Source organism: Halomonas binhaiensis, assembly GCF_008329985.2.
In the GTDB taxonomy this organism is placed as follows: domain Bacteria; phylum Pseudomonadota; class Gammaproteobacteria; order Pseudomonadales; family Halomonadaceae; genus Halomonas; species Halomonas binhaiensis.
Window position 1 is genome coordinate 3,175,895 of record NZ_CP038437.2, and the last position, 20,182, is coordinate 3,196,076.

Below are 20,182 nucleotides of genomic sequence, written 5' to 3' on the forward strand. Positions count from 1 at the left end.
CAACTCCTTAGTAGATGAGATACAGCGACACCTGGCACGCCTTCTCTCATTCTCTCGGGTCAACCAAACCAGAGTGCTGAAAATACCTCATCAAAGTAGATACAAAAAAAGAGTCCCTACCAGAGCTGCGCAGCTACCAGCGAACTCTGAAAGAGACACTTCAATGACAGCAATAGCAGTAACATGATAAAAAACTTACCAACATTACCAATATAACACTAGTCAGAAAGTCAACTCTTATCTCACTGCCAATTCATCATTAATTGCTCTATACTTAGTTATCATCCAGAGCCTGTGCAATCCAACCAGGGAAAAGTACATTGATCTGTGCAATGAGACCTCCCCCACCATTGAGGTTATAATGCTCATCCATATAGTTAGGATTATTTGTCACCAACCAGACCTGCCCTTCATCATCCTCATAGGCAACAGCCTGCATTGGAAGAACCTCTGCAGTACGAATATTCAATGACAACAGCAGGCCCACAAGCTCACTATTCTGAAAGAACACACACTCAGCAGGTCTAACTTCCTTCCCTGCAATTCTGGAAACAGCCTGCTGGTCAATTCTATCGTACTGCAGAACTTCTGGATTCTTGTCTATCGCCTTCAGCAGCCTATCTATCGTCTCCTTTACAGAATAAGGGCTCTTGAATAACCACTTGCTTCCGTCAACAATCTTTTCCAGTTCTTTAGCCACGAGCATTCTCCAAATTTATCATAAACATCAAACAACCTTATCAATAAGCTTTGGAACCTCGAGCGAATAATCCACCCAGGGATTTGTGTCCATAAGCTCAGGATGAGAAATACTTGAATCCTCAAACTGCATGTCAAACTCCTTAGGACCATGAGCAAATGCAAAAATCAAGCCGTGTTCAGGAGACATTAGCGCTGCATGAGGGTTCAACCCACTATAACTCAATCGAATAGCTTTACCATTAGTGTCTATTTCTGCAATATCAACCCTTACAACAACATCATCTATAGTAAAAAAATGTGTAAAAGGGCCACCAGAAACCATTGTCATCACTTCATCAATCGCGGTCCCATCATCAGCCACATTATTATGTAACTTGCTAAAACGAGTGAGTGCGTGGTGCTTCATTTCCGGCGACATGGCCCGCATATCATAAACTTTTGGATAAGGAGGCATTCCTTTTTGAGTGATCTCCAGGTATCCACCACGGTACATTTGTGGCTCACGCCCGGACAGGCGAATTTCTTCCAGTAACTGCCTCCTGTCAAGATAAAACAAAGAGACCAATTCTTTTTGTTCTGCATCCGTCGTAGGACGCACCTTAGATTCTTCAAGAATAGAGTAAGCAGCTTCAGGTATCTCTACAGCGCTAATATGTATATGCACTTTTTTCAGTGCTTCATTTGCCTGTTCTATACCATAGACACTCTCTTTTCCATCACTGAAATGTAATGCAATTCTTTCTTCTGAGTTTGGGTGTCTCATTTTTTATCGCCTTATTACAACATCAATAAAGTCAAAACAATATTCAATCTAAAACCATTCATCACATCCTAACTATGCCTGCAACACCAAAAACACCTAAGTAGAAAAACGTCTAAACTTTCTTCTTAAACAGGCAATATTATGTAGTCAAGATTTTTTTAGAACGGTGATAGGTACCAAAACCAGAAGATCTCAACCAGTTATGGCACAAGCACAATAATTCTTGGCACCAGAATAAAGCAATGGCCCACCAGCAACCTTATTCCTAACATTAAGTAAGAAAAATCTGAAAACACACCGGAACAAAACTGACTACCAACGCGTGCCAGCATTACTATTCGAACGACCTTTTAGAACACAAATACCCAACCGTACTCGACAATACCAAAACTGCTGGCATTACACTCAAGTACCTTGTTGACAGATCGGCGCTCGGTGGATCCCTGCCATTTATTCTGTCAATGACAAAATTAATCATGAGCTGAGTCGTCCCACGAATCTGAATTGCCAGTACAATCGAGTTATCGTGAGCCGGTAAATCACCAACACCAATCGTGACCATGACGACAACGAAGGGCAGACCAAAGGAGTCGGACTGGACATGACCCACGTTGTCTTTCGAGGAGCCCTACATGTTCGTATTACCCATACGCTTCACCCTCTATACCCTGGCCATTGTCGGCCTGATCGTCAGCCTGATAGGGCTTGGTTTCTCACCATGGTGGTGGTTGGGAGTCGTGATATTCGGTGGACTTGTCATCCTCGGCACCTGCGACATCCGGCAACGCAAACGCACGGTAAGCCGCAACTACCCGATTCTTGCCCATATGCGCTACTTTCTGGAGTCCATTGGTCCGGAGTTCCGTCAGTACTTCATCGAGACCGACACTGACGAAGTGCCCTTTTCCCGGGAACAGCGCAACCTGGTCTACAACCGGGCCAAGAACAGCGTCGACAAGAAACCGTTTGGCTCTCTGCGAGACATGAATCAGCCAGGTTACGAATGGATGAGTCCATCCTTGACGCCAGCGCATATCAAGGACCATGACTTCCGCATCAGGGTAGGCGAAGATCGCGCCAGACCTTATGACGTCAGCGTGGTGAACATCTCGGCGATGAGCTTCGGTGCCCTGTCTCCCAACGCCATCAGTGCTCTGAATGAAGGAGCAAAGCGAGGAGGCTTCTATCACACCACAGGGGAAGGTTCGATTTCTCCCTATCACCTGCGTGGTGGTGACCTGGTCTGGCAACTGGGCTCTGGCTATTTCGGTTGCCGTCGCGAAGATGGTGGCTTTGATCCCGAAAAATTCCGCATCAACGCCCAGCGGGATGAAGTCAAGATGATCGAGATCAAGCTGTCCCAAGGAGCCAAGCCTGGCCACGGCGGCATCTTGCCGGCAGCCAAGGTAACTGCGGAAATCGCCGCGACGCGTGGCGTCCCGATGGGGCATGATGTCGTATCACCATCCTCTCATTCGGAATTTTCCACTCCACGCGAGATGATCGCTTTCATCCAGACCCTGCGAGAGCTTTCTGGCGGCAAACCCGTCGGGATCAAGTTGGCCATAGGCCATCCCTGGGAATGGTTCGCCATGGTCAAGGCAATGCGAGAGTGCAATGATCATCCGGATTACATCATCGTCGACGGTGGTCAAGGAGGGACCGGTGCTGCACCGCTGGAATTCATCAACCGACTCGGCATGCCTCTCAACGATGCGCTCAACCTGGTGCATAACACCTTGGTAGGCGCAGGCTTGCGCAAGCACATCCGCATTGGTGCCAGCGGCAAGATCATCAGCGCCTTCGATGTCTGCCGCACCTTGGCGATGGGAGCGGATTGGGTCAACATGGCACGTGGTTTCATGTTTTCATTGGGCTGTATCCAGGCCCAGAGCTGCCATAATGACCGCTGTCCAAGTGGCGTGGCCACCCAGGACCCCACTCGCGGCAGCCGCCTGGACATCGAGGACAAGGCTGCGCGCGTGTACAACTTCCACACCAATACATTGCATGCCCTGCGCGAACTGCTTGAGGCGGCAGGTCTGACTCATCCAGGCGAACTAGGCCCGGAGCACATTATCCGTCGACTTGAAGATGGCCATGCCCGCCCCTATATCAGTTTGCTCAACCTGCTTGAACCCGACGAACTGCTCAATGGTGGAGCCAAGGATCATCCCCTCTACAACGAGTTCTGGGATATCGCCAGCGCCGATCGTTTTGACGCCCCCACCGCCTTGATTCGTCTGAGGGAGACGAAGCTGAAGTGATATCAACAAAACCCCAGGAAACCCAGTCGAGCACTTCCACATCCCATGTCTCTCCGTCAGACAGCGGCCTGCCAGATGTTCTGGCGGGCCCCATTCTCCGCCGCCTGAGTAGTGAGCGGCTATGCCTGTGGCTGGTCACCAGCCAACGGATGGCGATGAGTCTGGAGATTGGCCCGCAAGGCGAATCCATGCAGCAGCTGGTACTGGACGATGACCACTGCCGTGTACTTCCCTTGGGTCGCCACGCCTATCTCTCTCTGATCGAGGTGGAATTGGAAGCCACGCTGCCCCAGGGTCGGTACATCGAATACGATCTCAAGCTACGCGACCTGGAGGGAGGCGACAGAGGGGGAGTCGCCGATTGGGCACCGCACCTTTGCTACCCGGGACAACCACGCCCCGCCTTCGTGATTACCGCCCAGCAACGCAAACTGTTGCATGGATCCTGCCGTAAACCCCATTACCAGGGTCCCGACGGCCTGGCGCATGTGGATGGCTGGCTGGAAAAGCACCTCGATACTCCAGAAGCCAGGCCCCGCTGGCTACTGCTTACCGGCGACCAGGTCTATGCTGATGATGTCGCCGGCCCCATGCTGACCGCTATCCACGCTTTGATCCAACGCCTGGGGCTGTTTGATGAGGAGCTGGACGGCGCGACCATTGCCAATAGCCAGGAGCTCTACGCCGACCAACAAAGCTATTACCGACGCCAACAGCTGCTCCCTGATGCTGAAGACGTGCGTAAGAGCTTTTTCCGTGGTGTGCGCAAGCCCGTATTCACTTCGGACCATGCTGGCAACCACCTGATCACCTTCGCTGAAGTCATGGCCATGTACCTGCTGGTGTGGTCCCCCACCCCCTGGCGCCTGGTGGACATAAAGCGCCCGGTACTGGATGACGATCATCGCGACACTTTCGAACGAGAGCGCGAGATCATCAATAGTTTTGCAGCAACCCTGCCCCAGGTGGCCCGCGTGATGGCGCAGTTGCCCAGCCTGATGATCTTCGACGACCACGACATCACCGACGACTGGAATCTGTCGGCCGACTGGGAAACCACGGCCTATGGACATCCATTTTCCAAGCGCATCATCGGTAATGCCCTGCTTGGCTATCTGCTTTGCCAGGGATGGGGCAACGCCCCCGACAAACTGACCGCGCCACTGGAGGAGGTGTCCCACCTGCTGAACGATGCCAAGGATCGTTCAGATGACACGCGCCTCTCAGACAGCAAAAGCCTCTCAGACAGCAAAAGCCTCTCAGACAGCAAAAGCCTCTCAGGCAGCAAAAGCCCATCAGACAAAAGCCTCTCGGCCGACAGGGACCTTTCGAATAATGAGCATTCTGGGTCCGAGCGTGACTCGGCGCTCACTAGCGAACATGCTGCCGGCTGGCTGAACGCAGAAATGCAGGACACGGTGATTCAGCACCTGCTGAAATTCGAAGGTTGGGAATATGAGATATCAGGTACTCCCAAACTGGTAGTGCTGGATACTCGCACTCGACGCTGGAGGAGTGAACGCAATCCGAATCGCCCTTCTGGACTGCTGGACTGGGAAGCCTTGTCCGACTTCCAGCAACAGTTGCTTGATTCACCTTCCGTGGTAATTGTCTCTCCCGCCCCGATGTTCGGTGTCAAGCTGATTGAAGTCATCCAGTCCCTGTTCACTTTTGCCGGCAAGCCACTGATGGTGGATGCCGAGAACTGGATGGCCCATCGTGGTGCCGCCAGTGTGATGCTTAACATCTTCCGGCACTCACGCACGCCTGGACACTATGTTGTACTGTCTGGAGACGTGCACTACTCCTTTGTCTACGACATCCGCATTCGTCATCGCCATGGTGGCCCAAGACTATGGCAGGTCACTTCCAGTGGCCTCAAGAACAGCTTCCCCGACACTTTGCTGGATGTACTGGACCGCCTCAATCGCTGGCTGTTTTCACCACGCTCCCCCATGAACTGGTTCACTAAACGCCGCCCCATGGCTATTAGCCCCCGGGACCCAGACCGCGCCAAAGCAGGCGAGCGCCTGTGGAATGGCCCAGGCATTGGCCTGATCGAACTGGCAGAAGACGGCAGTCCTGCAGAGATTCGTCAGCTGGATGCGCGAGGCTTCGAGGTGACCTTTCCTCAGCCACACCAACATGACTGATCAAACTGGATCTGCAGCCTCCTGTCCCATCACCAACCGGTAACAAAGCAGGTCGCAATGCTGATAGCCCCACTGTGCTGACTCATGCATGATGGAAGACCGAATCACGTCGGCGACCCCGACGACTTCAGTCAATCATGGTCATGGAAGCACCCAGATGACGGTCACACTTGATGATGTCCACCAGGCGGCCGAAGCAACCGCTGGCCACCTGGTTCGCACACCTTGCCTATACTCGGCGACGTTATCGCGTCTCGCCGGTTGCGAACTGTATATCAAGTTCGAGAATCACCAGTTCACAGCAGCCTTCAAGGAACGGGGGGCACTCAACCACCTGCTTTCCCTTAGCCCAGAGCAGCGCTCAAGAGGCGTGATTGCCATGTCTGCCGGCAACCACGCTCAGGCCGTGGCCTATCACGCCTCCCGCCTGGGAATCAAAGCCATTATCGTGATGCCTCGCCACACTCCCAACCTCAAGGTAAGCAACACCCGTGCCTTTGGTGCCGAGGTACATCTGCAAGGTGACGGTGTGGATGAAGCAGGTGCCTATGCTCAACGCCTGGCAGTACAACACGGCTATGTGTTCGTCCACCCTTACGATGATCCTCGCATCATCGCCGGACAAGGAACCATCGCGGTAGAAATGCTGGAGGATACTCCCGAACTGGACTGCCTCGTGCTTCCTATCGGTGGTGGTGGATTGATCGGCGGCAACGCAGTGGCAGCCAAGGGCATCAAGCCCGATATCGAAATCCTGGGCGTGCAGAGTGAACGCTTCCCGGCAATGAAGCAGGCACTCGCTGGAGAACCGGTGCATTGCGGACGTGTCACCGTCGCTGAAGGCATTGCCGTAAAACAGCCGGGCAACCTCACCAAAGCCTTGGTGAACGAGCATGTCAGCGAAATATTGCTGGCCAGCGAGGCCGACCTCGAACGTGCCATCCTGATGCTGCTGGAAATCGAGAAAACCGTTGCGGAAGGGGCAGGAGCGGCGGGACTGGCAGCGGTTCTCAGTCAACCTGAACGCTTCCGGGGCCGCAAGGTAGGCTTGGTGCTCAGCGGTGGCAACATCGACATGCAGGCACTATCGTCGGTCATCCAGCGCGGCCTGGTACGTTCAGGCAGGATCGTACGTGTTCGCGTCGGCATCCCTGATGTCCCGGGGGCTCTATCAGAACTCACCCTGCTGCTGGCCAATCAGCGTGCCAATGTCGTCCATATCGCCCACCAGCGTACGTTCACTGACCTATCACTGAGAGCAACGGAAGTCGAAGCAACCTTGGAAACACTTGGGAGTGAACACACCAGAGAAGTGATCGAAGCACTACGTGCAGAGGGCTATGATCCGGTATTGCCCGCTAATGAGATTCACCCGGACGAGCGCTGGGGACAGCGTTCATGATACTTCCATGTCTCCCTTGCATACATCCATGGTGCCCGGAGACCTTGCATCAAGACCTGCAGACATGGCGAGCACAGATCAGCCAGAAAGAAGCTTGTGGTCATGAATGCGTTATCACCAAGAGCGTGTTGTGATCAGAAACCGGGCCCTGGCTGCAACAGCCAGGGCCCGTATCATGCCAGGCAGATGATGCAGCACTCAGACCGGCCGAGAGCTCTCCAGCAACCCGGCCTTGCGCCAGGCCTCCCTGACCCGCCCTTCATACCGCTCCAATTCATCCACCTCGGCTGTCAGTTGCTCCGCTGACTCACCGTCCGCCGCCAGGCGCTTCAGCTTCATTGCTGCCCGCATGATGGCCGCGCAGCCCAACGTGGCCGAGGCATTGTTCAGCCTTTTCGCCTCTTCACCAAGTGCCTTGCAATCGCCATCCTCTATCGCAACGCGCATGCGCGCCAGGCGTACCGGATAATGGGCCAAGTAGTCATGCACCATGCGTTGCAAGGCATCAGCCGACATCATTGAACGTAGCTCATTCAGTGTCATGGCCGATATCTCCTCGCCTTCCTCCCGCTCATGGCACTGCCCTTCTTGCGACACCTCTGGCAAGACGCTGCCTGCTGTCAATCTCGCATAGACATGTGAAGGGTAACGCTGGAGCACACGGCTCAGTTCCTTGCGCGTAAAGGGCTTGCTGATCATGTCGTCCATGCCTGCCTCAACGCTTGCCTGGCGGTGCTCGGGAAGAATGTTGGCTGTCACTGCTATCATCGGCACAGTGGTGCCTTGCGCATGGTCCTGGCTCTCCTGCATCCGCCATCGGCTTGCGGTTTCGATACCATCCATGCCTGACATCTGCAGATCCATGAACACCATGTCAAAGGAGCGCTCACTCAACACTGCCAGCGCCTGCTCACCACTGCTCACCAATTCGGATGATTGCCCCAGGCGTGACAGCATCGCCGCCATCAGCTGGCGATTGGCGGCATTATCTTCTACAACCAGCACATGGTGAGGTGCCGGAAGGTCCGTATGCACTTCTTCTTCCGCTGCACGGCACTCTTCCTCGCAGCTCACCAGGGGAAGCTCGAACCAGAAGCGACTACCACTTCCCAACTGGCTATCCACGAGTAATTCTCCCCCCATGGCCTGTACCAGGCGTCGAGCAATCGCCAACCCCAGGCCAGCCCCCTCATGACGCCGTGTCATCACACTGTCGACCTGCTGAAAAGGCTCGAAGATATGCCCCAGATCTTGCTCGCCAATGCCACAGCCTGTGTCATAAACGACAAAAGAGATACCTCGGGCATCCACCTGGGTCACCCGTAACATGACAAAGCCTTGATCGGTGAACTTGAAGGCATTATCGAGCAGATTCATCAACACCTGCCGCAAGCGGTGCTCATCCCCCTTTACACATTCAGGCAAACGCGGTGCCAGACGCATGAGAAACTGCACTTTATCGTTCGAACCGATGCGATACCCCTGAGCCAATTGATTCAGCATCTGCACCAGATTAAAAGGGACATCCTCAATGCCCATGTGCCCTGCTTCAATGCGGGTATAGTCGAGGACATCATTGATCACCGTATGAAGACCCTTGGCACTGGCTTCCAGGCTTTCAACATAATGCCGCCCCTCTTCGCTAAGCGGCTCATCCTTGATCAGGTCGGTCATGCCAATGACACCACTGAGAGGTGTGCGCATCTCATGACTCACCATCGCCATGAAATCAGACTTGGCACGGCTGGCAGCTTCAGCCTGTTGCACAGCTTCTCGTAATGCCTGGGACTGCGCCTCCAGCAACTCCGCCTTGAGCGTATGACCACGCGCTTCACGAATCAGCAGCACAACCAACGCACTGCCAGCCAGCATGATCAGCACGATGCACGCCAGCACAACGGCATACAGGTGCAGCATCGCCCGGCTATCGTCACTGCGTAACTTGGCAACCGTAATGGTATGCTCCAGCAGCATTTCCCGCGTAGCTTGCTGCAATTTTGTCAGGGAAGATAACAGGGTCCGGCGAACTTCCTCGTCGAAGACCTTCTCGCCCGAATCCAGAGACTCCATCAGTGGTTCCAGCGACACGACCTCCTGCTCGACCTTCGCCGACCAGCTGGTATCCCGGTACAGCTCGGTCATGAATCGTCGCGTCTGGCCTTGATGCATCAACTGGCTACGGCCATAAGTGATGTCATACGCCAGTACCAGAGGCCCGACATTCTCCGGTGTCGTTTCCAGAGCCTTGATGCGCAAGTCATGGACAGAGCGATCGAACTGGTAGAGATTCCAGCTCAAGGTATCCAGTGCTCGATGCATCAGGTCCTGCTGCCGATCAAGCGTCAAGCCCCCCGCCACCAGAGCTGCTACAAAGAACAGCACTGCCGCAATGGCAGAAACTCGGAATCTCAAGGGAAATGAGAACATGGCAGGCCCTGTGTCTTTTTCTCTCATGGTCTCGGACTTCGACGCACATCAATGGTGGAGACCTGCCAAACGGATCGGTGCAGATAAACCTCGGTATACAGTTCAGGGAAGTCATCGAAAGGATAGATCACGAACAACGGCCCTTGATCCCTCACCCGCATAGGAACACCATCACGGGACATGGCAAGGATGACATCATGTTCCAGCGCGTCACTGACCGGAATCTCCGAGACGTAGTCATTAAGGGCAGAAACGCGAAGCTGGGACCCTGTACTGCCCACCGCAGACAACAGATCACGAAGCAGCGGCCCCCGGTAGACCGAACTACCGTCATACCAGGGAAGATGAGTACGCGTCTCATGCTGGGGCAGAGCTTCGAGCATGGCCCTATCGAAACGGGCTTCACCACCGACATTGGTGATCTCGATTGCACCTGTCACTTTCAATAACACAGGGCCGGATGGTACTTCCAACGCCTGAGCCAGTGACATTCCCCCAAACCACGCCCATAGCAGCACGCAGCCCCACCGCCATCCAAGCATACGCTCCATCCATTAGCGTAAACGAAATACTGAATTGTAACTTAATGCTAATGTCATCCTGAAGAATGAACAACAGCGCGTTTTTCGAAGTCCTCTCATAAGAAAAGCGCACCCAGCACCATAACGCCCCCTCTCTTGCGGGGTAGAAAAGCCGATGCTTGTGAGAGAGCGCTCCATCCTTCCTGTATTCTCGACCTGAATCAACATGTTTCTAATGGCTATTTCCTAATGACGACGGAGACCTCGACATTGCTGTCATGATGCGCTTTGTCCTGGATCACCACCTGATCTTGCACCATGCTCTTCTTCCATCGCCTGAGAAGAAAGTTCCTCCGTCAGCCACTCAGCCAGTGCCATGGACAGCGGGTGTCTCGGCGAGGCCTCGCTTCCAGGCAAGGCCAGAACCAGGTGTGCCTCAGTGGAAACGAACCCCCAAGGTGCAATGAGGCGGCCACTGCGCAAGTCTTCTTCGACCAGATAGTCTGGTGCAATACCCACCCCTAGACCAACCAGGGTAGCTTCCAGCAGATAGCTGAGATGATCGAACCCCTGGGCCTGGGTCAGTCGCGAGGTATCAATGCCCTGCTGTGTGCACCAGTCCAGCCAGGCATCAGGACGTGACCGTGTATGCAGCAGGGGAAGTTCGAACAGCACTTGCTGTGCAGGAGGCCAACTGGCGTTATCCCGGTCAACCTGAGGCCATTGCCCTGGGCGCAGCACTGGCCCGATGCGCTCCGGGCCAAGAATCTGCAGGGTGTGACTATCATCACCACTGAAAGGGGGCTGCTGAAAACGCAGCACAGCATCGACGCCAGGGCGCAGTTGGCTGACATCATCACTTGCCGTGAGATGAAGCTCCAGTTGGGGCAATGCCTGCTTGAGTCGCGCCATGCGAGGAATGAACCAGCGAGCCAGGAATGAGCCAGGACAACTGAGCACAAAGGGGGTTTCGGCATCCCCTCGGGAAAGCTCGCGACAGACCCTTGCCAGACCTTCCAGATGATGACGCGTTGCCGTGGCCAATTCCCTTCCCGCAGCCGTCAGCACCAGCCCACGGCCGGAGCGTTCGAACAAGCGTACCCCCATTTGCTCTTCCAACTGACGGACCTGGCGACTCACAGCTCCATGGGTGACATGCAGCAAGTCTGCGGCTCGGGATAGACTGTCGCAACGCGCCACTGCATCAAAGGCTTGCAAGGCCTTGAGCGAGGGTAAGTGTGGCAAATCCGGCAATATCTCCGATGAAGGCGGTAGCGGCATGTTGAACTCCTGATCACAGGGCAAGAACAGCAAGACAAGCGCATAGGGACGAGAAAATGCGGCAACAGCACGGCCACACAAGGTTGCCAGTAAAGGCATGAGCAAGCCCGGTCGTTTCCCAGCCATCTCTCACGTCATCTATTGTGAGTTTTTCTCACACATCCTATCCATTATATCGATTTTCCTTGGCCTGTTCCGGAGGTAAGGTATCGACAAGACGAACTTTCCTTCAGGGAGCAGAGCATGAGCCAGACTACCGTCCCCCAGTCCCTTCGCCATGGCCCCGACGAACGCGGCTTCTTTGGAGACTTTGGCGGCCGCTTCGTTGCCGAGACGCTGATGCCGTTGATCCTCGACCTGCAACAGGAATACGCGAACGCCAGCCAGGACCCCGCCTTTGCCGAGGAGTTGTCATCCTTGTCCAGGGATTATGTGGGCCGCCAGAGTCCTCTGTATCACGCTGACCGTCTCAGTGAACATCTGGGTGGTGCCAAGATCTATCTCAAGCGTGAAGACCTGATGCATACCGGCGCTCACAAGATCAACAATGCACTGGGCCAGATCCTGTTGGCCCGGCGAATGGGCAAGACCCGCATCATTGCAGAGACAGGGGCCGGCATGCATGGCGTTGCCACCGCTACCGTGGCAGCCCGCTTCGGCCTGGAATGCATCATCTACATGGGCAGCACGGACATTCATCGCCAGCAGCCCAACGTGCAGCGCATGCAGTTGCTGGGTGCCAAGGTCATTCCTGTGACTGCCGGCGACGGTACGCTCAAGGATGCCATGAATGAAGCATTGCGCGACTGGGTGACCAATGTCGCCAATACCTTCTACATTATCGGCACCGTGGCCGGCCCCCACCCATATCCCGCCATGGTCCGCGATTTCCAGTCGGTTATCGGTGAAGAAGTACGCGAACAGCTCAAGGAAAAGGAAGGTCGTGGCCCCGATTCTCTGGTTGCCTGCATTGGAGGCGGCTCCAATGCCATGGGCCTGTTCCATCCCTTCCTCGACGATGAGGACGTTGCCCTGATCGGCGTTGAAGCGGCCGGCGAAGGTATCGATACCGGCAAGCACGCGGCCAGTCTGCGTGGCGGAGACTCGGGTGTATTGCATGGCAATCGAACCTTCCTTCTCCAGGACGAGGAAGGCCAGATCAGCGATGCTCATTCCATCTCCGCAGGCCTCGACTATCCAGGCATCGGTCCTGAACACGCCTGGTTGCACCAGATTGGGCGCGCCGAATATGTTTCTGCCACCGACCGTGAGGCACTGGATGCCTTTACCTTGCTGTGCCGTCTGGAAGGCATCATTCCAGCCCTCGAATCTTCCCACGCTCTGGCCGAAGTGATTCGACGGGCCCCGAGCCTGCCCAGCGATCACATCATGGTGGTCAACCTGAGCGGCCGTGGTGACAAGGACATGGCTACCGTGACTCACGTATTGGCCGACGAACTCGGCCTCAGCCAGTAAGGAATCGACATGACCATATCCCAAGACCGCCTGGCACGCCGCTTCGCTACTGTCCAGGCTGAGAACCGAGCCGCCCTGGTAACCTACCTGGCCGCAGGGGACCCTGACTACGCCACCAGCCTGGCTGCGGTTCGCGGCCTGGCCGAGTCCGGTGCCGATATCATCGAACTGGGCATGCCCTTCACCGATCCCATGGCCGATGGCCAGGCCATCCAGCATGCCACCCGGCGTGCGCTGGAAGCGGGCCAGACCATGGACAAGACCCTGGAAATGGTGCGTGAACTTCGCCGTGAGAACAATGACATCCCGATCGTGCTGATGGGCTACTACAACCCCATCTATCGCCGGGGCGTGGAACGCTTCGTCGGCGAAGCACGAGAGGCCGGTGTCGATGGACTGATCGTGGTTGACCTGCCACCGGAGCATGATGACGAGCTGTGTCTGCCAGCGGCCAAGGCAGGACTCAATTTCATTCGTCTGGCAACGCCCACTACCGATGCAGCACGCCTACCCGGTGTATTGGCCAACACCTCAGGCTTCCTGTACTACGTCTCCAGCACCGGTGTCACGGGAGGCGAGGCTCCCAGCGTCGAGCGCGTACAGGCCGAGGTCGACCGTATCCGCCAGCACAGTGACATTCCCATTGCCGTAGGCTTTGGTATCCGTACCGCTGAACAAGCCGGTGCCATCGGTCGTTTCGCTGACGGAGTGGTGGTGGGCTCGGCTCTGGTCGAAGCACTCGCCAATGCGGAAAGTCGCGAGGCTGGCGTCACTGCGGTCAAGTCCCTGACCGCTGAATTGGCCGCTGCACTCAAGACGGCCCGCGACTGATTCCACGCAGCCTTGGAAGATTGACAGTCCCAGACACTGTCTAAAAGCAGGCCAGGAGCCCAAAGCTCCTGGCCTGCTTGCATTTCACCAGGACACTTCCCTCTTATCATCGCCATCAATTGGCTTATTTCACTGGAGTTTTTATCAAAAACGGGTGTTTTCCCTATATGGATACAACTTAAGTCGATCCACATAGCTACTTTCTCGGTGATAGAATGCGCCGCTTCGCGCACCAGCGCTTTGCTTGACTCATGTTCTGGCTTCACGCTCTGGTTCTGGCTCAAGCTCTGTACGCGGCGCGCAACTCAATGCCCCATCAGAAGGCAGGTATTCCAAGTACCTACCACACTCACCGAGAGAGTCCCATGTTCTCTACTCTTGCTGCTCCGCTGCGGCCACTCTTGCGTCTCAGCCTGGTTCCACAAATCGCCATCGGCATTCTGTGTGGCATCATTCTGGTTGTGATCTCCCCCAAGGCAGCTCTGTCCGTCGCGCTGCTGGGCGACATCTTCATTTCTGCGCTGAAAGCCGTGGCACCAATCCTCGTGTTTGTACTGGTCATGGCGGCTATCGCCAACCACCAGAAAGGACAACCCACCCATATTCGTTCCGTGCTGGTGCTGTATCTCATCGGCACATTGGTCGCCGCCCTGGTAGCTGTCATCGCCAGCTTTGCCTTTCCCACTACCCTAACGCTGAATGTTTCCCAAGCCAGCGGCAATCCTCCCGGCGGTGTCATCGAGATTCTCAAGAACCTGCTGCTCAGCGTGGTCTACAACCCCGTATCCGCCCTGATGGAAGGCAACTTCGTTGCCATCCTCGCCTGGGCCGTGGGCCTGGGTATCATGTTGCGCAATGCCAACGATACGACCCGCAAGCTGATCAATGACTTGTCCGATGCCGTTTCCGGCATTGTCCGCTTTGTCATCCGCTTTGCCCCGCTCGGTATCTTCGGACTGGTGGCCGGCACACTGGCCACTTCCGGCATGGGAGCCCTGCTCGAGTACGCTCAGCTACTCGGAATCATCGTCGGCTGTATGCTTTTCGTGGCTCTGGTCACCAATCCATTGATCGTCTTCCTGACCACTCGCAGGAACCCGTATCCCCTGGTCTTCACCTGCCTGCGTGGCAGTGCGATCACGGCCTTCTTCACCCGCAGCAGCGCAGCCAACATTCCAATCAACCTGGAACTGTGCAAGCGCCTCAACCTGCATGCCGATACCTATTCCATTTCCATCCCGCTGGGCGCGACGATCAATATGTCTGGTGCCGCCATCACCATCACTGTGATCACTCTGGCAGCCGCCCATACCCTCGGCATCAGTGTGGACTTCGCCACAGCCCTGCTGCTGTGCATCGTCTCCGCTCTGGCTGCCTGTGGCGTATCCGGTGTTGCTGGTGGTTCACTGCTGCTGATTCCCATGGCAGCCGCCCTGTTTGGTATCGACGCAGACGTGGCCATGCAGGTCGTTGCTATCGGCTTTGTCATCAGCGTGGTACAGGATTCCACCGAAACCGCTCTGAACTCGTCCACTGATGTCCTGTTCACCGCTGCAGCCTGTCAGGCGAAAGACGCAAGCAAGGCTTAACTGGGCTTGTCTGAGCCAGCGCATTTTCATGCACTCAGGAAAGTGACGGCTGAAACGAACAACGCCACCCTCAAGGGTGGCGTTGTTCGTTCAGGTTGATCACATGCAGATCAACTCTTCAGCTCATCCGTCCAGTCGTCATACGTCCTGTACTTCGCATTGGCCTATTATGCGCTCAACAACGCGTTCAGGCGTTTGACATAGGCAGCCGGGTCGTCGAGCTGGCCACCTTCAGCAATGATGGCCTGATCCAGCAGGATACGTGCCAAATCAGCGAACCGTTCTCCCTCAGCCCCTTCGAGGCGATCCACCAGGGCATGCTCAGGGTTCAGCTCCAGAATCGGCTTGACCTCAGGCAGCTTCTGCCCAGCAGCTTCCATGATACGGCGCATCTGGTAGCCCATCTCATGTTCAGGCAACACGACACATGCCGGAGAGTCGGTCAGGCGATAGGTGACCTTGACCTCCTGGACTTCGTCACCCAGGGCTTCCTTGACTCGCTTGACCAATTCTTCCTTGGCCTTGGCAGTCTCTTCCTGAGCTTTCTTCTCTTCTTCGTTCTCTACCTCGCCCAGGTCGAGATCGCCCTTGGCCACATCAGCCAGCTTCTTGCCATCGAACTCGGTCAGATGGCTCATCAACCACTCATCGATGCGATCGTGCAGCAACACCACTTCGATGCCCTTCTTGCGGAAGATTTCCAGATGCGGGCTGCTCTTGGCGGCATTGAAACCATCGGCAACGATATAGTAGATCTTGTCCTGCCCTTCCTTCATCCGCTCCACATAATCCGCCAGGGACTGATCCTGAGTCGCACTATCGGTATGAGTGGTAGAGAAGCGCAGCAGTTCGGCAATCTTGTCGCGGTTGGCATAGTCCTCTGCAGGACCTTCCTTCAAGACAGCACCGAAAGTGTTCCAGAAGGTCTGATAGGCTTCCTTGTCCTTGGCCAGCTTCTTGAGCATGTCCAGGGCACGCTTGGTCAGTGCAGACTTGATCTTGTCGACCTGCGGGTCCTGCTGCAGCAGCTCACGGGAAACGTTGAGCGACAGGTCACGGGTATCCACGACCCCTTTGACAAAGCGCAGGTACAACGGCAGGAACTGTTCGGCGTCGTCCATGATGAACACACGCTGAACATACAGCTTCACCCCACGGGCACCGTCGCGCTCGTAGAGATCGAAGGGCGCCCGGCCAGGCACGTAGAGCAGACTGGTATATTCCAGCTTGCCTTCTACCTTGTTGTGGCTCCAGGTCAGCGGGTCAGAAAAATCGTGAGCGACATGCTTGTAGAAAGCCTTGTACTCGTCCTCGGACACTTCACTCTTGGCGCGTGCCCATAGTGCCGTGGCTTCATTGACGTTCTCCCAGGTAGTCACCTCGGAGCCTTCCACCTCATTGCCTTCATCATCCCGGGCCTTCTCGGTACGCGGCATACGCACCGGCACTTCAATATGGTCGGAATACTTGCGCACCAGACTCTGCAGGCGGAAGTCGTCGGCAAACTCCTTGGCATCACTCTTCAAGTGCAGCGTGATCTCGGTGCCATGCTTCTCGCGTTCGATATCGGCGACGACGAATTCGCCTTCGCCCCTGGAACGCCACTCCACGCCCGCATCCACAGCATCACCCGCCCTGCGGGTACGCACGGTCATCTCATCGGCCACGATGAAACCAGAGTAGAAACCTACCCCAAATTGACCGATCAACTTGGCGTCTTTCTGCTGTTCACCTGAGAGCTGCTTGAGAAATTCAGCAGTGCCACTCTTGGCAATGGTCCCCAGGTTGTTGATCACGTCTTCACGGTTCATGCCAATACCGTTATCACGGATGGTGATGGTACCGGCTTCGGCATCATGCTCGATCTCGATGCTCAGCTCGCTGTCATTCTCATACAGGGCATCATTGTCCAGCGCGGCATAACGCAGCTTGTCACAAGCGTCGGCAGCATTGGAAATCAGTTCCCGCAGGAAGATTTCACGATTGGAATACAGCGAATGAATCATCAGATGGAGGAGCTGCTTGACCTCTGTCTGAAAACCTAATGTCTCTTCATGAGTAGCGGTGGTCATGATCGCTCAAAACCCTTTCAACAAGATTGACAACAAGATATCTACCAACCGACCTCAACCGACATCGCTGGGTCGTATCAGTGGGCTGCATCGAAATATGGGGGCCAGGGATCTTTTTTCAACATTTCTCAACGTCTTTCAGCTTCCACTGTCTTCTTCAGCGTCCCATATGCCCTTCCAGGCTCGGTAATCCGCCAGGCTGGCGTCGACTCGGGTCAACAGCCAGCCAACGATGAACACATCGTCAACCAGCCCAAACAGCAAGATGACATCCGGAATCAGGTCCAGGGGCGAAATCAGGTAGGCGAGCGCCAGCGCCATCCAGACAAAGGCACTCCAGGGTACAGGCCTGTAGCGTCCGGAAAAGACGTCCTGAAGCATGGGCAGAAACAGCTTGAGTGCCCTCATGATGTGACGAAAGGCTCGTGATCGCTGGGCGACCCGAGAAATCACGGGGATACGGTTCCAAAACGACATCATCAGCTCCTGTCTGGCGGCACCATGGTGAGTGACGATGATCCATGGCATTGAGCATGGTATGGGGGCACCCTTCTGTGCACACAAGGTTCAAGCGAGCAAATCCTTACTTCAAGGACTGTTAAAGCACACCAATCTAGGCGACCATGAACACAATCTAGCCGCCCGTTCTGGAGGGACCCCATGCCATTCGCCAGGTCATTAGACTTGCTTCGCCGTCTCACTCCATTGGTGACGGCCACAGCATTGAGCCTACCCGCCACAGCCATGGCCCAAGGTAGCGACAGTGCCATGCGCACCGCCCTGGAAGCCGCCCGTAGCGGTAATTTTTCGTTGATCAACGAGTCGGCCATTCGTGGTCATGAACTTCACGGTTATGTGGAGTACTACCAACTGCGCGAGCGCCTGCCTGCTGCCAGCCCTCAGGAAGTCCTGACCTACATTTCTGCCAATAGCGATGCTCCGACAGGCGAATGGATGCGCGAGCAAGCCATCATTCGTTACGGCAAGGTAGGCAACTACGCCAATGTCCTGGCCGTAGCCAACGGCGAGCCACCGACGACGGAAGAACAGTGTTATTACTACACTGCCCAGCTTTCCCAGAATCCGACATTGGCGGCCGAAGGGGGACGTCGTCTGTGGCGGGTGGGCAAGTCCCAGCCCGATGCCTGTGACACGCTGTTCTCCTCGCTACGCTCCCGGGGCGAAATCAATGACCAGGAAATCTGGCAACGCATGATGCTGGCCTGGGAAAATGATCAGTCTGGTCTGGTCAGCCATCTGGGTGGCCTCCTCGGCCCGAGCTGGTCCAGCGCAGTTGCTGCACAGCAGAGCGTCGCCACCAATTCTTCCGCACTATCACGTGTAGGAAGCTGCATTGGTCCCAACTGTGCAGGTAATACGGCCTTCTTCCCTGCCGCTCTCAAGGCCGCAGCACACACCTCCGCATCCAGCGCCCTGGCCTCCTGGCAACAGCTTTCAGGGGCGAGTCCATTTTCTGCCCAGGATCGCCAGGACATCGAACGCGAGATCATGTACTGGGGCCTGCGCCGCGACCAGCGCCAGATGCTGAGCTGGATCGACCAGGCATTGCCACGCCAGAGTGATCCGGAAGTCTTCGAGCTACGCACTCGCCTGGCCATTCGCGATGGTGACTGGGCAGCAGTGGAACGTACTGTCGGTATCATGCCGGCAGCAACCCAGGGTGCCGCACGCTGGCAATACTGGCTGGGGCGGGCACTAGAGCAACGCGGTCAATCCGCTGCGGCTCAAAGCGCCTTCGCCAAGGCGGCCAGTCAGCGTGATTTCTTCGCTTTCGTCGCCGCTGATCGACTCGGCCAGCCTTACAACCTGAACATGGAAAACAACCGTTTTTCCGATACTGAGCGCGCCCAGGTTGCCGGTTGGCCATCCGTCAGGCGCACCAACGCCCTGCTACGCATCGGCCAGGACGGCCTGGCCAACCTGGAATGGAAACATGCCGTGGAAACTGCCAGCCCGAGGGATGCACGCCTGCTGGCCGATTACGCAGTCCATGCAGGACAGCCAGCCATGGCGGTGCAAGCCACCATCTACGGCAAGATGCTGGATGCACTGCCCTATCGTTTCCCCGCCGCCTACCGCGACAATTTCATGCGCTGGGGACAGACCAATGGCGTGGACCCTTATCTGCTGATGGGAATCGCCCGTCGTGAGAGCGCCTACAATCCCGGTGCTATATCGCCCGCCGGTGCACGCGGCCTGATGCAACTGATGCCTGGCACGGCATCCTTGGTTGGCTCGCGTATCGGTATCGGTGACCCGGGATGGGGCGTCCTGGAACCTGATACCAACATCCGCCTGGGCAGCACCTATATTCGCAATATGCTCGACCGCTACAGCGGTAACCGCATTGCCGCTGCCGCCGCTTATAACGCAGGGCCAGGCCGAGTCGATGACTGGCTGCGCTCCTCGCCAGGCGAGTTCGACCTGTTCGTCGAACATATTCCGTTCAAGGAAACCCGTCGTTACGTACGTGCCGTGCTCGAATACCGTGTCGTCTTCGAGAGCCTGGCCAACAACGGCTCGACCCAGGGTGTCAGCGTGCTGACCCCCCAGGAAAGGAACAGCCAGTATAGCGTGTCCTTGATGGCATCCCGCTGATTGCCCGTCAGTAAGCCACGAGCCATTGATGCATCACCTGGAAAGGCATGCATCAATGGCTTTTCTTTTTGTGCCTGCT

14 protein-coding genes are annotated in these 20,182 nt (G+C 55.8%); 7 read left to right on the forward strand and 7 right to left on the reverse strand.

Features of this window, described 5'->3' with window-relative positions; all coding sequences use genetic code 11:
- Positions 1-274: 274 nt before the first annotated feature.
- Together E4T21_RS13910 and E4T21_RS13915 are read right to left on the reverse strand one after the other, a co-directional pair.
- Complete coding sequence (locus E4T21_RS13910) at positions 275-700, reverse strand: DUF302 domain-containing protein (protein ID WP_149285638.1); 426 nt, start codon at positions 698-700, stop codon at positions 275-277.
- Between the two features lie 27 nt (positions 701-727).
- Positions 728-1,465: a hypothetical protein gene (locus tag E4T21_RS13915; protein WP_149285639.1), complete on the reverse strand. Its 738-nt coding sequence runs from the start codon at positions 1,463-1,465 to the stop codon at positions 728-730.
- A gap of 632 nt (positions 1,466-2,097) precedes the next feature.
- On the opposite strand from E4T21_RS13915, the gene E4T21_RS13920 reads away from it, so the two are divergent.
- The 3 genes from E4T21_RS13920 to E4T21_RS13930 all read left to right on the forward strand — a co-directional run bounded on the left by E4T21_RS13920 (position 2,098) and on the right by E4T21_RS13930 (position 7,287).
- On the forward strand, positions 2,098-3,732 hold the full coding sequence (locus E4T21_RS13920) for an FMN-binding glutamate synthase family protein (RefSeq protein ID WP_149285640.1): 1,635 nt from the start codon (positions 2,098-2,100) through the stop codon (positions 3,730-3,732).
- Positions 3,729-5,885: a metallophosphoesterase family protein gene (locus tag E4T21_RS21460; RefSeq protein ID WP_187775001.1), complete on the forward strand. Its 2,157-nt coding sequence runs from the start codon at positions 3,729-3,731 to the stop codon at positions 5,883-5,885. Before E4T21_RS13920 ends, E4T21_RS21460 begins: the two co-directional genes overlap by 4 nt.
- A gap of 157 nt (positions 5,886-6,042) precedes the next feature.
- On the forward strand, positions 6,043-7,287 hold the full coding sequence (locus E4T21_RS13930; RefSeq protein WP_149285641.1) for a threonine ammonia-lyase: 1,245 nt from the start codon (positions 6,043-6,045) through the stop codon (positions 7,285-7,287).
- Positions 7,288-7,485: 198 nt separating this feature from the next.
- On the opposite strand, the gene E4T21_RS13935 is transcribed toward E4T21_RS13930, so the two are convergent.
- From E4T21_RS13935 to E4T21_RS13945, 3 genes are all read right to left on the reverse strand, one after another.
- Entirely contained in the window at positions 7,486-9,714 is a 2,229-nt protein-coding gene (locus E4T21_RS13935) for an ATP-binding protein (protein ID WP_187775002.1), read from the reverse strand.
- A gap of 23 nt (positions 9,715-9,737) precedes the next feature.
- Positions 9,738-10,256, reverse strand: a complete 519-nt coding sequence (locus E4T21_RS13940) for a putative pterin-binding protein (protein WP_149285643.1) — start codon at positions 10,254-10,256, stop codon at positions 9,738-9,740.
- Between the two features lie 255 nt (positions 10,257-10,511).
- Positions 10,512-11,642, reverse strand: coding sequence for a LysR family transcriptional regulator (locus tag E4T21_RS13945; RefSeq protein ID WP_240349149.1), 1,131 nt, complete (start codon positions 11,640-11,642; stop codon positions 10,512-10,514).
- Positions 11,643-11,759: 117 nt separating this feature from the next.
- Between E4T21_RS13945 and trpB the strand changes: the two genes are divergently transcribed.
- From trpB to sstT, 3 genes are all read left to right on the forward strand, one after another.
- Positions 11,760-12,992 (forward strand): tryptophan synthase subunit beta, encoded by a 1,233-nt coding sequence (gene trpB, locus E4T21_RS13950; protein ID WP_149285644.1) that lies wholly within the window; start codon positions 11,760-11,762, stop codon positions 12,990-12,992.
- A gap of 9 nt (positions 12,993-13,001) precedes the next feature.
- Positions 13,002-13,823 (forward strand): tryptophan synthase subunit alpha, encoded by an 822-nt coding sequence (gene trpA / locus E4T21_RS13955; RefSeq protein WP_149285645.1) that lies wholly within the window; start codon positions 13,002-13,004, stop codon positions 13,821-13,823.
- A gap of 365 nt (positions 13,824-14,188) precedes the next feature.
- On the forward strand, positions 14,189-15,412 hold the full coding sequence (gene sstT, locus E4T21_RS13960; protein WP_149285646.1) for a serine/threonine transporter SstT: 1,224 nt from the start codon (positions 14,189-14,191) through the stop codon (positions 15,410-15,412).
- Between the two features lie 167 nt (positions 15,413-15,579).
- Here the strand turns inward: sstT and htpG are convergent, their stop codons facing one another.
- Together htpG and E4T21_RS13970 are read right to left on the reverse strand one after the other, a co-directional pair.
- The gene (gene htpG, locus E4T21_RS13965) at positions 15,580-17,484 is read right to left on the reverse strand and encodes a molecular chaperone HtpG (RefSeq protein ID WP_149285647.1); all 1,905 of its coding nucleotides are present in this window, start codon (positions 17,482-17,484) and stop codon (positions 15,580-15,582) included.
- Between the two features lie 138 nt (positions 17,485-17,622).
- On the reverse strand, positions 17,623-17,961 hold the full coding sequence (locus tag E4T21_RS13970) for a YkvA family protein (RefSeq protein ID WP_187775180.1): 339 nt from the start codon (positions 17,959-17,961) through the stop codon (positions 17,623-17,625).
- Between the two features lie 183 nt (positions 17,962-18,144).
- Between E4T21_RS13970 and E4T21_RS13975 the strand changes: the two genes are divergently transcribed.
- Positions 18,145-20,103 (forward strand): transglycosylase SLT domain-containing protein, encoded by a 1,959-nt coding sequence (locus tag E4T21_RS13975; protein ID WP_149285648.1) that lies wholly within the window; start codon positions 18,145-18,147, stop codon positions 20,101-20,103.
- Positions 20,104-20,182: the final 79 nt, after the last annotated feature.

Bases quoted from the DNA above. Each gene is read 5' to 3' on its own strand.
- E4T21_RS13940 (WP_149285643.1), bottom strand. From the start codon at position 10,256: ATGCTTGGATGGCGGTGGGGCTGCGTGCTGCTATGGGCGTGGTTTGGG.
- E4T21_RS13970 (WP_187775180.1), bottom strand. From the start codon at position 17,961: ATGTCGTTTTGGAACCGTATCCCCGTGATTTCTCGGGTCGCCCAGCGA.
- E4T21_RS13915 (WP_149285639.1), bottom strand. From the start codon at position 1,465: ATGAGACACCCAAACTCAGAAGAAAGAATTGCATTACATTTCAGTGAT.
- sstT (WP_149285646.1), top strand. From the start codon at position 14,189: ATGTTCTCTACTCTTGCTGCTCCGCTGCGGCCACTCTTGCGTCTCAGC.
- trpA (WP_149285645.1), top strand. From the start codon at position 13,002: ATGACCATATCCCAAGACCGCCTGGCACGCCGCTTCGCTACTGTCCAG.
- htpG (WP_149285647.1), bottom strand. From the start codon at position 17,484: ATGACCACCGCTACTCATGAAGAGACATTAGGTTTTCAGACAGAGGTC.
- E4T21_RS13930 (WP_149285641.1), top strand. From the start codon at position 6,043: ATGACGGTCACACTTGATGATGTCCACCAGGCGGCCGAAGCAACCGCT.
- E4T21_RS13975 (WP_149285648.1), top strand. From the start codon at position 18,145: ATGCCATTCGCCAGGTCATTAGACTTGCTTCGCCGTCTCACTCCATTG.
- trpB (WP_149285644.1), top strand. From the start codon at position 11,760: ATGAGCCAGACTACCGTCCCCCAGTCCCTTCGCCATGGCCCCGACGAA.
- E4T21_RS13935 (WP_187775002.1), bottom strand. From the start codon at position 9,714: ATGTTCTCATTTCCCTTGAGATTCCGAGTTTCTGCCATTGCGGCAGTG.
- E4T21_RS13920 (WP_149285640.1), top strand. From the start codon at position 2,098: ATGTTCGTATTACCCATACGCTTCACCCTCTATACCCTGGCCATTGTC.
- E4T21_RS13945 (WP_240349149.1), bottom strand. From the start codon at position 11,642: ATGGCTGGGAAACGACCGGGCTTGCTCATGCCTTTACTGGCAACCTTG.